Annotated in this window: 12 protein-coding genes and 1 pseudogene; 8 read left to right on the top strand and 5 right to left on the bottom strand. The window is 64.5% G+C overall.

Annotated elements, in window-relative coordinates; translation table 11 throughout:
- Positions 1 to 11 precede the first annotated feature (11 nt).
- From F2P45_RS19065 to F2P45_RS19055, 3 genes are read right to left on the bottom strand one after another with little or no spacing between them, the layout of a single operon-like run.
- Complete coding sequence (locus tag F2P45_RS19065) at positions 12 to 965, bottom strand: lipopolysaccharide kinase InaA family protein (RefSeq protein ID WP_166878562.1); 954 nt, start codon at positions 963 to 965, stop codon at positions 12 to 14.
- A 7-nt stretch (positions 966 to 972) separates the two neighbouring features.
- Positions 973 to 1,950 carry an SPFH domain-containing protein gene (locus F2P45_RS19060; RefSeq protein ID WP_166878559.1) on the bottom strand — a complete coding sequence of 326 codons (978 nt, stop codon included), beginning with the start codon at positions 1,948 to 1,950 and terminating at the stop codon, positions 973 to 975.
- Positions 1,951 to 1,975: 25 nt separating this feature from the next.
- Positions 1,976 to 2,641 carry an NUDIX hydrolase gene (locus tag F2P45_RS19055; RefSeq protein ID WP_166878555.1) on the bottom strand — a complete coding sequence of 222 codons (666 nt, stop codon included), beginning with the start codon at positions 2,639 to 2,641 and terminating at the stop codon, positions 1,976 to 1,978.
- Positions 2,642 to 2,801: 160 nt separating this feature from the next.
- Between F2P45_RS19055 and F2P45_RS37025 the strand changes: the two are divergent.
- Positions 2,802 to 3,041, top strand: a pseudogene (locus F2P45_RS37025) (flavin reductase); the annotation flags it as partial.
- A 110-nt stretch (positions 3,042 to 3,151) separates the two neighbouring features.
- Positions 3,152 to 3,646 carry a free L-methionine (R)-S-oxide reductase MsrC gene (gene msrC, locus F2P45_RS19045; RefSeq protein WP_166878550.1) on the top strand — a complete coding sequence of 165 codons (495 nt, stop codon included), beginning with the start codon at positions 3,152 to 3,154 and terminating at the stop codon, positions 3,644 to 3,646.
- Between the two features lie 2 nt (positions 3,647 to 3,648).
- Here the strand turns inward: msrC and F2P45_RS19040 are convergent, their stop codons facing one another.
- Complete coding sequence (locus F2P45_RS19040; protein ID WP_166878548.1) at positions 3,649 to 4,899, bottom strand: glycosyl hydrolase; 1,251 nt, start codon at positions 4,897 to 4,899, stop codon at positions 3,649 to 3,651.
- 112 nt (positions 4,900 to 5,011) lie between these two features.
- Complete coding sequence (locus tag F2P45_RS19035) at positions 5,012 to 7,924, bottom strand: class I tRNA ligase family protein (protein WP_166878546.1); 2,913 nt, start codon at positions 7,922 to 7,924, stop codon at positions 5,012 to 5,014.
- Positions 7,925 to 8,251: 327 nt separating this feature from the next.
- Here F2P45_RS19035 and F2P45_RS19030 point away from each other — a divergent pair, with 327 nt between their 5' ends.
- The 6 genes from F2P45_RS19030 to F2P45_RS19005 all read left to right on the top strand — a co-directional run bounded on the left by F2P45_RS19030 (position 8,252) and on the right by F2P45_RS19005 (position 13,544).
- Positions 8,252 to 8,965, top strand: a complete 714-nt coding sequence (locus F2P45_RS19030; RefSeq protein WP_166878543.1) for an SMI1/KNR4 family protein — start codon at positions 8,252 to 8,254, stop codon at positions 8,963 to 8,965.
- Positions 8,966 to 9,247: 282 nt separating this feature from the next.
- The gene (locus F2P45_RS19025) at positions 9,248 to 9,664 is read left to right on the top strand and encodes a DUF2170 family protein (protein WP_166878541.1); all 417 of its coding nucleotides are present in this window, start codon (positions 9,248 to 9,250) and stop codon (positions 9,662 to 9,664) included.
- 10 nt (positions 9,665 to 9,674) lie between these two features.
- Positions 9,675 to 10,394: a PspA/IM30 family protein gene (locus F2P45_RS19020; protein ID WP_166878539.1), complete on the top strand. Its 720-nt coding sequence runs from the start codon at positions 9,675 to 9,677 to the stop codon at positions 10,392 to 10,394.
- A gap of 12 nt (positions 10,395 to 10,406) precedes the next feature.
- Positions 10,407 to 10,757, top strand: coding sequence for a hypothetical protein (locus F2P45_RS19015; RefSeq protein ID WP_166878537.1), 351 nt, complete (start codon positions 10,407 to 10,409; stop codon positions 10,755 to 10,757).
- Between the two features lie 28 nt (positions 10,758 to 10,785).
- Positions 10,786 to 11,442, top strand: coding sequence for a ubiquinone biosynthesis protein (locus F2P45_RS19010; RefSeq protein ID WP_166878535.1), 657 nt, complete (start codon positions 10,786 to 10,788; stop codon positions 11,440 to 11,442).
- A 29-nt stretch (positions 11,443 to 11,471) separates the two neighbouring features.
- Positions 11,472 to 13,544 (top strand): flotillin family protein, encoded by a 2,073-nt coding sequence (locus F2P45_RS19005; protein WP_166878533.1) that lies wholly within the window; start codon positions 11,472 to 11,474, stop codon positions 13,542 to 13,544.
- The last annotated feature ends 46 nt before the right edge of the window (positions 13,545 to 13,590 follow it).

Raw genomic sequence — 13,590 nt, 5'->3', positions numbered from 1 at the left:
TCCTTCTTGGTTTAGTTAGTCGGGGTGGGACTGAAATCGATGAATCTGGCCGGGCCGAACGCGTCTTTTGCCGCGCCGCCGACGGCCTGGCGCATGCCTTCCGCGCCGAGTGACGCGCACCACGCCGCGTCGAGGCTGGCGCGTTCGAGCATGCGCACCAGCGGGGCCGGCGTGGTGCTTGAAAAGACCGGCTTGCCCGCAGAGTGGGACAACATGGCCCGCATGGCCCAGGCCAGCTGCATCAGGTCGCGTGCCTGGGCGGTGTGATCATGTCTGCGGGTCGCGCCGGACCAGCCGATGATCAACACGCCATGGTCGGCCGGATGCACCAGCAGGTGCTCTGGCGAGAGCCGGCCATGGCTCCAGCCGCTGGCGTGCACGTAGGCCAGCACTTCGAGCACGCGGCGCCACATCCACACCGCATGGCGCGGGTCGATTGCGCGCCCGTAGGCCAGCCGCACATCGGCCAGGCTGCCCCAGAATCCCGTGGGGTGGCGCAGCACCAGCACCTCGCGCTGCCGGCCATCCGCGCTGGCGCTGCTGCCCACGGCGACCGCTTGCGGCAGGCGCTGGGTAAAATATGCCGCGCCGGGCACGTCGTCGGCCTGCAACCGGTCGAGGATGGCCTTTTCGCGCGCCAGCTGGCCTGCGGGGGTACCTGCGTGGGCGATTTTCAGCACCACGCGCCGTGGCATGGCGCCGCTGCGGTTGGCCAGTGACACGCTTGCGCTGCCGCCGGCGCCCAGGTGGGCGATGGTCTTGTAGTACTGCCCGCCGCAGGCGATATCGGCCGTCGCGTCGCCGCTACGCGAGCGTACGTACGCCGCATGAAAATCGGCGGCCCGCACCAGGTCTTCGCTGTGCGTCACGTCCGCCCCGCAGTAGGTGCAGGAGACGATGCGCCATAGCGCCTGCCGTGGCAGCGGGCTGCCGCACTGGGGACAAAGAAGGGTGAGCGGCGTCATGTCGGGTTCAAGCCAGGATGCGTTTTTTCTCGGCGTCGAATTCGGCGTCGGTCAGGATATTCTGCTCGCGCAGCGCAGCCAGGTCGCGCAGCAGTGCGAGGCGCTCGCCATGGGCGGCGGGGGCGATGGTCTCCGTCATCTGGCCGACGCTCGCGCCTAGAGCGCCGCCCATCGCCAGGCCCATGCCGGCGCCCAGCACCGTGCCTGCGCTGCCTTGGTTGCCGGCGGCGGTCTGCAGCACGTCGAAACGGCGCTCCTGCTGGTAGTCGAAGCCGACGATGTTCATTTCGGCGCGCCGCGCCAGCGCCGCCTTGAGCGTTTGCACGGCGGGATCGGCCTCGGGCACATTGATCGATTCGATGCTGAACTCGGTCAGCGCCACGCCGTACTTCACCATCTCGACCGCCAGCGCGCCCTTGAGCGTGAGGGACAGCGCATCGAGCCGGGTCGAGATTTCCAGCACCGATACGCCGCTCTCGCCAAGCGCGCCGGCAATCGCCGTTTTGATACGGGTGGTGGTCATGGCGCGGAAGTACTCGGCCAGGGTGGCCGCGTCCATGCTGCGCGCGGTGCCGACCAGCGACATCAGGAACAGCTTGGGATCGTCGATCCGGATGCCGTACTGACCGAAGGCGCGCACCGGCACCATGATGCCGAATTTGGGATCCTGCAGCTGGATCGGATCGGGCGTCCCCCAGCGTACGTCGAGCGTGGAAGCCAGGTTGACGAACCAGACTTCGGCCGAAAACGGCGACTGGCCGCCGAACGGCAGGCCCGCCAGCTTGCGCAGCAGGGGCAGGTTGCTGGTCGAAAGCGTATGGCGGCCGGCCCCGAAAGGTCCTTCGTACACGCCGTCGCGCACCACGAAGGCGACCTGCGACTCGTTGACGATCAGCTGCGTCCCCGTGGACAGTTCCTGCGACGGGTACTTCCATGCGAGCTGGCTCGCTCTGCCGTCCCACTTCACTCTGTCGATAATGGCCATGATCGTATTCTCCTTGGTTGATTGCTTACAGGCCGCGCTTGAGCAGGCCCAGACGGTCGCGAAACTCGGGACGCAGCCGGTACAACTGCGCCGGGCGGCTGGGGCTCGACGCATCCATCTGCCCCTCGGCCGCTTCGAGTACATCGAGTTCGGCCATCTTGCGGCGAAAACTCACCTTGTTCAGCGCTTCGCCCATCAGTGCCTCGTACACGCGCTGCAGTTGCGGGAGGGTGAACAGTTCACCGACCAAAAAGCACGGCAGCGACGAATACTGGCTCTTGCTGCGCAGCCGCTCGACGGCCGCCGCCACGATCGTGCCGTGATCGAACGGCAGCGTGTGCAGGCGGTCGACGCCGACCAGCTTGACGCCGGGATGGCCCGCCGCTGCGATGACGGCGTGCGGCACCAGCGCGTAATACGCCAGCGACACCGACCAGCCGCGCGGATCGCGCGCCGCGCCGGTAAACGCGGCCAGTTGTTCGAGATACGGCACGTCGATGCCGGTTTTGGTCTTGAGCACGCGCAGGGCGGCGCCGTAGCCGTCGAGGTCCTTGTCGACATGGATATAGCCGCCGGGGAGGGCGGCCACGCCTTTGTACGGCTCGCGTTCGCGCTTGAGAAGGGCGACCGACAGGCCGTCGTCGCCAAGGGTAAGCAGGACCGTGTCGACGGTGCAGATGACCTCATTCACGCTGGGCTCCTGTGGGTTGTTTGATTGACTTGGCATGTTGGCATTGTACTTAGTTTCAAAATGAATCCGCAAGCGATTTATGGATTAGAAGGCGAAATCGTCAAAAACATGTAATTAGTACCAAAATGAATCTTATGTGGTGAGGAGGCCTGCGCGCACGCGGCTGGAGCTGGTGCTCGACAAGAACACCAGCACCCGCAAACTGGTCGAGCAAAGCGGCCGATTCCTGATCCAGGTGCCGACCGTGGCGCAGGTGCAGTTGACCGATCAGGTAGGCAGCAGCAGCTTGGCCGACGATTCGGCCAGGCTGGCGCACGCCGGCGTGGAGTTATTCAGGATGGATGGCAGCGCGCTGCCCTTCGTGGCGGGATACTCAGCGTGGCTGGGCTGCACGCTGATGGCGAAGCGGTGGCGGCGCGTCCGCAGGAGTAGGAAAGCGCCACAACGCGATACAATGCGCTGCCCGCGCACGCTCGCGGTTTTTCAACAACCAGACAATCAGCCAGCCGTATGCACAACATCGAAAACAACTCAGGTGACTATCCTCTTCTCGCACGCCAGGTGAGCAGCATTCTGGAAGGCGAGCGCGATCTGACCGCCAACGCATCGCAATTTTCCGCCCTGGTGTATTCCGCCATTGCGGACCTGAACTGGGCCGGCTTCTACCTGCTCCGTCCGGGCAAGAAGGGCGCCGCGCAGGAACTGCTGGTCGGGCCGTTCCAGGGCAAAGTGGCGTGCGCACGCATTGCGCTGGGTCGTGGCGTGTGCGGCACCTCCGCACAGGAGCGCCGCACCATCGTCGTCGCCGACGTGCACTCGTTCGACGGCCACATCGCCTGCGACAGCGCCTCGAACGCCGAAATCGTCATCCCGCTGATCAAGGACGGCCAGCTGTACGGCGTGTTCGACATCGACAGCCCGCTGCTGAACCGCTTCAGCGAAGAAGACCGGGTCGGCCTCGAAGCGATGGTCCAGGCCTTCCTCGACGCCACCGACATGCACTGACCCTAGAAGCGCGGCAGCCGGTCCAGCGTAATCACGTTGGGATGGTTGTACACTTTCTGTTTGTGCGCATTGGTGTTGTAGTACTCGCCAGTCCAGAAGTTGTTCGGACTGGTGACGCCGGCCGGCCCGTCGCCATCGTTCCAGACCATGAACCACAGCCACCACGCTTTATCGGCAGCGATCTTGTCCGGATCGGGAATGTAGCTGTTCTCGCTGAGGGCGACCGGTTTGCGCTTCTTCGGCGTGTTCAACGCCTGCTGATAGGTGGGCAGTTGCGAGCGGTAGGCCTTGTTGTCGGCGTTGTCGTAAATATCGTGGCTGACGATATCGACCACGTCGTCGCCCGGGTACCACGCCGGGTCCTGCCCGTTCCACACCCAGATCAGGTTATGCAGGCCATGCTTGTGCACCAGGCGGTCGAACATGTGGCGCCATAAAAGGATGTTCGCATACGCCTGCGGAGCACCGTCGGTGCGGGTGCGGCCCCACCAGAACCAGCCATCGCCCTTGTAGCCCGAGGCTTCGTGCAAGGGCCGCCATAGCACGGTCACCCCGGCGTCGGACAGCCGTTTCAGCTCCACCGCAATCAGGTCGATGCCGTCGTTGATGTGCTGGTAGGCCGGACTGTTCTTGTCCAGCGCACCGTTGGCCATGGGGATCATGAAATTGGTATTTTTGCTGGCATCGCTCTCGCGCGCATAGAAGTTGGCGTTGTTGACCTGGGGCGTCTTGAGCAGCGCCGGGTCGCGCCAGTGCCATGCAAAGGTCACCAGGCCGCCCTTGCCGGCAAACGCGATCGCTTCCTCGGTCTGGCGCCGGCCTTCGACCCAATTCGCGGTCAGGCCATAGTTCATGAAGTCGTAGCCCATCAGGGCAGGGGACTTGCCGGTATCGGCGCGTACCCGTTCGGCCATATCGATCGCATCTTTCCATGTCAAGTCGGCCTGGCCGGCGATCACCTGCTTGCCCCAGACGCTGCGCAGATAGCTGAACACCGCCCGGGTTTTGGTGCTGGCGCTGGGGTCCACCGGCGTGCTGCGGCTGGCCGCCGCGGGAATGCTGCCGCAGAAACTGCGCGCGATGCAGTAACTGCCGTTTTCGACGCTCCAGCCGCCGTTATCCGTGCCGCATAGTGGCCAGCTTTGTTGATTGACGGAGCAGGTTGCGGGGTCGGCCCCCTGCGAATGAGTGGACAGCGTCAAGGCGGCAATCAGGACGAGCAGGCGGCTCCCAGCCGTGCGTTGGTAGGTCATGTGTCTCTCCAGCGGTGAAGGAGCACCCACCGTAGCGCGCTGCGCGCCGCTTTTCAATGAAGACCTGTATTGACAGGCTTCTTTAGCCGGCAGCACGCAACTCGGAGGCTGTTTAGCGCGTCACGGAGTGCTCCACCTCGACGGCGCACTGAGGGCACAGGCCGCGATCGTCCAGCGCGGCGCTTACATAATCGCGGCTTACATAATCGCGGCAGCGATCGCACCGGTGCGGGTGGGCGGTTGGCTTGCCGGCGCGGACCGGCACCGGATCGCCGGCCGCACCGGCCTCCCATGCGTCGAGCGCATTCGCATGATCACCCGGCAGCACGAAGACACCGGGGAAAAGCGCGCGCAGCTCGTCCTTCCCATGCGCGTCATGACCTTCCCCGAACGCCAGGCATACCGGCGTTCCCTTGTCCACCAGAGCGCGCGCGCGTTCGACCAGCGGTTGCAGCGAGCGGCGCCAGGCCAGCATCGATTCGGCCTGGCGCAGCGCCGGCTCTATATCGGGTAGTTCGTCCTGTTTGGCCAGCGCATGCAGGAACAGCGACGCGCGCGGGTGGCCGGGCCAGGCCAGGTAAGCCTCTTCGCAGGCGAACGGCATGACTGTCGCCAGCATCTGGGCACACAGCAAAAACGATTCGCGCAGCGCCCATTGCACGCTCACCAGATCGGCGCTGCCGCTTCTTGCGCAGTACAAGGTGCGCTTGGACAGCTCGAACCACTCCGAACTGGCCCACTGGCGGAACTGCGCCAGGGCTGTCATCGCCTGATAGAAGCGGCCGCCCTCCATGCCCGCATGCCACTGGGTACGCGCCTCCCGCAGTTTGCGCAGCGCCAGGCGGTCGAGGGCGCGCAGCGTGACCGGGCGCGGGGCATCGGCCCGGCCTTCCATGTTCGCCAGATGAAAACGCAGGAAGCTGCGCCAGTCCTTGGCGTCCTGGGTCGCCTGTTTGAGCGAGGTACCCGACCACTTCATTTCGTCGCCCACGTCCTGGCTGCACACCCACAGGCGGAACACATCGGCGCCCGACTTTGCGAACAATGCCGCGCTGTCCGGCGCCGTGCCCTTTTCCTTGGAAAATTTCATGCCTTGTTCGTCGACCACGAAGCGATGGGTCATCACCTTCTTGAATGGCGGCAGGGGACTTTTGAAGGCGTGCAGCAGGAACGAGGACAAGAACCAGCCGCGCGTCTGGTCCTGGCCCTCGACCACCATGTCGGCCTGGCCGCCGCCGTCTTCGGCCGCGCTGTGCCACGCGGCGCCGGCGTCGAACCAGACATCGACGCTCTGCGCGCTCTTTGTGTAGCCGGCCGGCGTCTCGAACGCTTGCCAGGCCTCGACGCCATCGGTTCGCACGCGCTCAACCAGCTCGCGCCACATGGCGGCAGTGTCGGGATGCAGTTCGCCGCTCGCCGCATGGCGAAAGAACGGCAGCGGCACGCCCCACAGGCGGTCGCGCGACAGGGTCCAGAAGCGGCGCGTCGACATCATCAGGGTCAGCGGCGCGCGGGCCTTCTCGTCCGGCAGGAACACGGTGGACTCCAGCGCGGCCAGCGCGCGTTGCGCCAGGCCCTCGGGGCAGCCATCGAAACCCTTGTGCAAGTCGAGCGCCCATTGTCCGCTGGCGCGGTAAAACACGGCTTTCTTGTGGCGCCAGCACATATTCGTCTCGACCGTCTTGCGCTCCATGTGGACCAGCCGGCCGGCCTGGGCCAGCAGGTCGCACGACACCTGCGACGCCACTTCCAGCGTGGCGCCTTGCAGCGCGGGCGGCATCGGGACCCGGCCCACGTCCATCAGGCGGCCATCCTTGCCCACATGGCAGTCGAGGCGCACGCCATCGGTTTCGTGCAGGACAAAGTCGTCCGGTCCGAAGGCCGGCGCCAGGTGGACGAAGCCGGAGCCCTCGCTTTCGCTGGCAAACGCCGCCGCCAGCAAGGGGGCGGCCAGCCCGGTGAGCGGACTGACGGCGGCCAGCGACAAGGCGCCCAGCGCGGCGAAGTCCAGCGCGCCGTCGAATTCATGGCCGGCATGGCTGAACATCGCCGGATAATCGCGCAGCAAGCGCTCGCGCGCCTGCACGGCCAGTACCACCCGCATGCCGCTGGCGAGGGTGGCGACGCTCAAGGCGCCCGCCTGCGGGTGGCCGAAGCCGGCATTGGCCCACAGGGTCCACGGGGTCGTGCTCCACGACAGCAGATGCAGCGGGCCGTCCGGCCAGGGGGCGCCGTCCTCGCGTGCGCGCCGCGCCATCGCCTCGCACGACGCCGGTGCGAACGGCACGCTGAAGAAGGTCTCCATGCGCTCCTTGCTGGTCTTTTCCAGTTCGCTGGCGGCCAGCGCGCTGCGGCATGCGGGGCACCAGTGCACCGGCGAGTGCCGCTCCACCAGCAGGCCGGCCTGCCACATCTCGAGCAGCAGCGACAGCGATTGCGCCTCGCGCGCGGGGTCCATGGTCAGCCAGGGCTGGTCCATCTCGGCCATGAGGCCCAGGCGCGACATCGCGTTCGCCTGCAAATCCTTCCAGTGGGTCGCTTCGTCGCGGCACTGGCGCATGAAGCGCAGCGGGTCTTGCTTGGCTTGCGGGCCGTGGCGTTTTTCGACCGCCAGTTCGAGCGGCAGTCCGTGGCAATCCCAGCCTGCGCGCCAGGTCACCGCGTGGCCGCATGCGCTGGCATAGCGGACGTGGACGTCCTTGAGGGTTTTGTTGAGCAGGTGGCCGAAGTGGGCATTACCGTTGGCATAGGGCGGGCCGTCGAGCAGCCAGTAGCGCGGCTGGCCCTGGCGCTCGGCGCCCAGTTGCTGGCGCTGGCCGGTGGCGCGCCAGTGGGCCAGCAGGCGCTCTTCCATATCCGGATTGGGCGTGTTCCAGAAGGCTGGCTGCTTCAGGCGCAGTGCGTATTTGGGTACGGCGGTAGGTACGGCGGTAGGTACGGCGGTAGGTACGGCGGTAGGTGCTGCGGTAGGTGCTGCGGCCGTGACGGCGGCGTGCTCGTGCGATGGGGAAAACGAGGTAGTCATGGAATGCTCCGATAAAGCCGGGAGCAAAGCTGGGTGAGACTTGTACGGAACGCTTCGCGAATTGCCGTCAAGTGCTCGCTTGAAGTTTATCCGACGACTGGCACACGAAAGCGAGCGACGCATGCAGCCGCTCGGATAATTCGTGCAACACCTGCGCCCGCACGCAGGCCGGCGTCGGCGGGGAGTGCCGGGCGGGTGCGATGGAGAGGGGAGGTGTGCGGGTTCATGGCTTCAATATATTGCACTTGCACATTTTACGCAAGGGCTTGGCAGGTTGCCGCTACGACGATCGTCTACAATCAGTTTCTCGGACAGAAAATGCATCCCATGATTTCACGCGACACAATAATCGCCCTCAACGCCGGCGCGGCTGCCGCCGACACCGAAAACCCCGAGCGTTTCGATCTCGCTTTTGCCGCACCGGATACGGCGCAAGACATCGCGGCGCTCGAAGCGCTGTTGAACATCCGCATTCCAGACGAATTGCGCTCGCTGTACCAGGAGTGCGGCGCGTTCAGGCATGTGCATTACGACGACAGCTCCTCGCAGACCATCGCGCTCGATGCCGTCGGCGCGGTGCTGGAACGGGTGCGCAATCCCGGCGACCGATGGTACGGCTGCCACGCGGGGCAGGGACTGGTCGACTTTATCTACGCAAAATGGGGCGGCCGCACCGATCTCGAAGAGATTCTGGACGAGGCGACGGTCAAGCTGGTCAACGACAACTACACGGGCTTCGGCTGCCGCTATATCAACGATGACGTGCATGATTACTGGTATTTCGACCGCAACGGCATGTTCGGCAACCTGCGTTTCGACCAGGACGAACTCCATTACAACAGCTGGAAGATCGAATCGCTGTGCGACGTGCTCCCGCCGGACGATATCGTGTTCGATGCCGCACAGCGGCGCGCCTACATTCTCGGCGAAATCGCCGTTTTCAGCGAACCGAAGGATACATTTCCCGGCATGACGCTGCGCGAACTGATCGACGGCCAGTTCGCCTCGATTGTCGCCGAAATGTCTCCCGAGGCGGACTAAGCGCGGGCACTCGCCTCGCGCCAGATGCAAACCTTCGACTCGTGACGGCGCCCGCCGGCCGTCATTTCGCTCCGCGCCATACCCTGGCCGTGGCGGCGAATGCCGCCGCCCCTGCCAACACCCCCTCCCGCCACTCCATGCACGTCGGCAATTCCGTGTATGCTATGCCAACACTTGACATTTTATGTCGTGTATTTATACTTGTGACATAATATGTCTGGCAGCCCATCAGGGGACGATTGAAGTACGCACCGTGCAAGGAGCAAAACGATGGAAATGGCAATGAAACAGATGCTTGAAATTGAGCGCGCCCTGCTGCGCAGGCCCGGCTCGGCCGGCGTCACCAGCAACCTGCTGCCGCCCACCGCTGCCGACGGCGTGCCGGTCATGCGCATGAGTATCGAAGGGCTGGAGGAGTTGCCGGTATTCATCACCGCAACGCCCAGCCAGGTGCTGTGCATCTGCTATCTGTGGACCGAAGCCGAAATCCGCCCCGAACGCCGCTACGAGATGCTCGAAGCGATGATGGACCTGAACATCGCCATTCCGCTGTCGAACTTCGGACGGGTCGGCGAGCACTACGTCATTTTCGGTTCGCTGGCGCACGACGCCAGCGCCGACAGCATTGCAACGGATGTGGCGATGGTCGCCGACAACGCGTTTGAAGCCCTCGACGTATTTTCTGAATTCTTAAAGTAAGGAGTCCATCATGGCTGTCTTTTCAAAAATCCTCACCATGCTGCGCGGCGACGTGCATTCGATCGGCCAGAGCATCGTCGACAACAACGCCAACCGCATCTACGAGCAGGAAATCGTCGAAGCGAAGGCCCACGTCGCCACCGCGCGCCACGACCTGACCGCGGTCATGGCCAAGGAAATGCAGGCCACCCGCGAAGTCGAGCGCCTGCAACGCGAGGTCCAGCGCTACGAAGGGCTGGCCCTGGAAGCGCTGACCAAAAACCAGTCCGCCCTGGCCGAGGAAGTGGCCGGCAAGGTGGCCGATATCGAAACCGCGCTGGCCGCGGAAAGCGCCGTGCGCGATGAGCTGGCCGGCCACATCGCGCGCCTGAAAGACCTGATCCGCGGCGCCGAAGCGGTGCTGCGCGACCACGAGCGCGAACTGGCGATGGCCAAGACCACCGAGAGCGTGTACCGCGCCACGGCCACGATTTCCAGCAGCATGGGCAACAGCGGCTCGAAGCTGATGAGCGCGAAAGAGTCGCTCGAACGCATCAAGCAGCGTCACCAGGACACCGCCGACCGCATGCAGGCGGCCGACGCCCTCGACGGCGAATTCGGCGACAAGGCGCTCGAACGCAAGCTGGCCGCGGCCGGCATCGGCGACACACCCAACCGCAAGGCCGAGGTGATGGCGCGCCTGCAACAGCGCGCCGCGCTCGCGGCCGCCAGCGCCGACAAGCCGCTGTAAAGGGGCGGGCCGATGGTACGCAGTTCCCCGCGCTGGACCGGATCGGACGCCGCCTTGCGCTCGCTCCAGGTCGCGTTCGACGTCGAGAAGCAGGTGATCGACGCGGTGCGTTACGCCGCGTTCAAGAACCAGCTCTCGCCGTCGGACCAGATCCGCACCATTCTCGGCTTGCCGTGCACCAGCAAACCGGTGCGCCCGCGCCTGACCGTCTCGCTCAGCGATGCCGATTACGACATCCTGGCCCGGCGCTTCGGCCTGGCGGTGGACGACAAGCGCAAGATCAAGGAATCGCTGCACGAGGCCCTGATCAACTTCGCCAGACAACAACAGGCGCCTGACGGCGATCCACCATCATCCGCATGAACAACCTCGACAAGAAGGGAAGCCCGGCATGACCCTCTGGCAGCTTTTGAGCACTTTTCCGACCGCCGTACCCACCGTTTTCCTGGCCGTGCTGCTGGTGTACTGGCTGATGTCGATCATCGGCCTGGTCGACGTGGGCGACACGCTCCATCTGCACACCGACGCCGGCCACGGCCACGGCGCGCACGACCTGCATGACTTGCCCGACCTGCACACGCTGGCCGGCTATCTGGTCGCGCTCGGCCTGGGCGGGGTGCCGCTGTCGGTGGCGGCCAGCGTGCTGGTGTTTTGCACCTGGCTCTCGACCGCCTTGCTGCACCAGTACGTGCTGGCCTGGGTGCCGACCGACACGCTGCGCATGGCGGCCGGCTGCGGCGTGCTGCTGTTTTCCGGCGCCATGTCGATTCCGGTCGCCGCGCGCATCTTGCAACCCTTGCGCGGGCTGTTCGTCAAGCACGCCGCGCGCACCAACGAAAGCCTGGTGGGCCAGGACTGCCGCATCACGACGCAAAGCGTGGACCCGGGTTTCGGGCGCGCCGATGTCGACGCCCACGGCGTGAGCATCAATATCCGGGTCTGGGCGGTGGTGCCGAACGCGCTGGCCAAAGGCAGCAAGGCCATCATCGTCGCCTACGACCCGGTGAACCAACAATACGAAGTACAGGCAGCACCCGCCGTTTTTTAACGACCAACCATTAGAACCTGAAAGAAATCATGGACATTCTGTTGCTCTCGATCGGTATCATCACCGTCATCGTTCTGGGCTGTTTTGCGCTGTTCTCCAAGTTTTACCACAAGGTCGAGCAGGGCCACGTCATGATCATCAACACGCTGCGCGCCGAGCCCGAGGTCACCTTCACCGGCGGCATGGTGTATCCGATCATCCACAAAAAAGAGATGATGGAAATTTCGTTGAAGACAATTGAAATCAATCGCCACGGCAAGGACGGCCTGATTTGCCAGGACAATATTCGCGCCGACATTAAAGTCACCTTCTTCCTGCGCGTCAACAAGACCACCCAGGATGTGCTGAAAGTGGCCCAGGCGGTCGGCTGCATGCGCGCATCGAACCAGCAAACCCTGGAAAACCTGTTCGCCGCCAAGTTCGCCGAAGCCCTCAAAACGGTCGGCAAGGCGATGGATTTCGTCGAGCTGTACCAGGCGCGCGACCGCTTCCGCGACGACATCATCCGCCAGATCGGCGACGACCTGTCCGGTTACGTGCTGGAAGACGCCGCCATCGACTACATCGAGCAGACCCCGCTCGACAAGCTCGACGGCCATAACATTCTCGACGCCCAGGGTATCAAGAAGATCACCGAGCTGACCGCCATCGAAAACATCCGTACGAACGAACTCAAGCGTGATGAAGAGATGCGCATCAAAAAGAAAGACGTGGAAACCCGCGAAGCGATCCTCGAACTCGAACGCCAGCAGGCCGACGCCGAATCGCGCCAGGGGCGCGAAGTGAGCTCGGTGCGGGCGCGCGAACAGGCCGAAACCCAGAAAATCCAGTCGGAAGAATTCACCAAGTCCGAAATGGCGCGCCTGCAGTCCGAACAGACGGTGATGGTGCAGCAGGAAAACACCACCCGCGAGAAGGAAGTGGCGGAGAACAACCGCAAGCGCGCCGTGGCGATCGAAGAAGAACGCGTCACCCGCGCGCGCCAGCTCGAAGTGGTGGACCGCGAGAAGGAAGTCGCGCTGCAAACCATCGAGAAAGAAAAGGCCATCGAAATCCAGAAGAAGGCGATTGCCGACGTCATACGCGAGCGCATCGTGGTCGAACGCACGGTGGCCGAGCAGGAAGAAGCAATCAAGGATGTGCGGGCCATCGCCGAAGCCGACCGTCTGAAAAAGTCGGTCATCATTTCGGCCGAAGCGTCCGCCGAGGAAAAACTGGTCATGACGGTCAAGGCCGCCGAAGCGTCGGAACGCTCGGCCAAGCACCGCGCCGTGCAAGACCTGACCGCCGCCGACGCCGCCCTGAAAGTGGCCGAACGCCATGCCGAAGCGCAAAAACGCGAAGCCGAAGGCAAGGAAGCCGAACTGGCCGCACCGGGCCTGGCCAGCGCCAAGGTGATGATCGCCTCGTCCGAAGCGATCCTCAAGCAGGGCGCGGCCGAAGCCGAATCGATGCGCCTGCGCATGCACGCCGAAGCGGCGGGTGTTGAGCAGATGGGCCTGGCGCAAGCGGCCGTCAAGAGCGCGGACGCCGCCGCCACCGCCACCCATGGCGATGCCGAGGCGCAAGTCATCCAGGCGCGTTTCGAAGCCGAATCGAAGGGCCTGGCCCTGAAATTCGAAGCCATGTCGGCCATGAGCGAAGAAACCCGGGCGCACGAAGAGTTCCGCATGCAGCTCGAAATCCATAACCAGCAGATCAACAAGGGCATCGACGCGCAAACCCTGATCGCCAAGGACCAGGCCGAAGTGCTGGGCAAGGCGCTGCAGAATGCGCGCATCGACATCGTCGGCGGCGAAGGCGATTACTTCGACCGCTTCGTCAAGGCGCTGTCGATCGGCAAGGGCATCGATGCCACGGTCGAGAAGAGCCGCACCCTGCAAGTGGGCCTGAAGGACCACCTCAGCGGCGAGCGCGACATGGTGGGCGACATTCGCGGCCTGGTCGGCGCGCTGGGCAGCTCGTCGGGCGAATTGCAGAACCTGACCGTGTCGGCCCTGCTGGCCAGGATCGGCAGCGACGGCACGGCGCAGCAGCAGAAAGCGCTGCAAAGCCTGCTGGCAACCTTCAAGCCGGCGCTGGAAGCACCGCGCGCCGACTAAACAAGCACCAGGGCGGGGCGCTGCCCCGCCCGCATCGACCATTTTC

The sequence above is a fragment of the Massilia mucilaginosa genome, from assembly GCF_011682145.1.
Lineage (GTDB): Bacteria > Pseudomonadota > Gammaproteobacteria > Burkholderiales > Burkholderiaceae_D > Telluria_A > Telluria_A mucilaginosa.
Note: the sequence above shows the minus strand (reverse complement) of the source record. Positions and strands in the feature narration are given on the sequence as shown.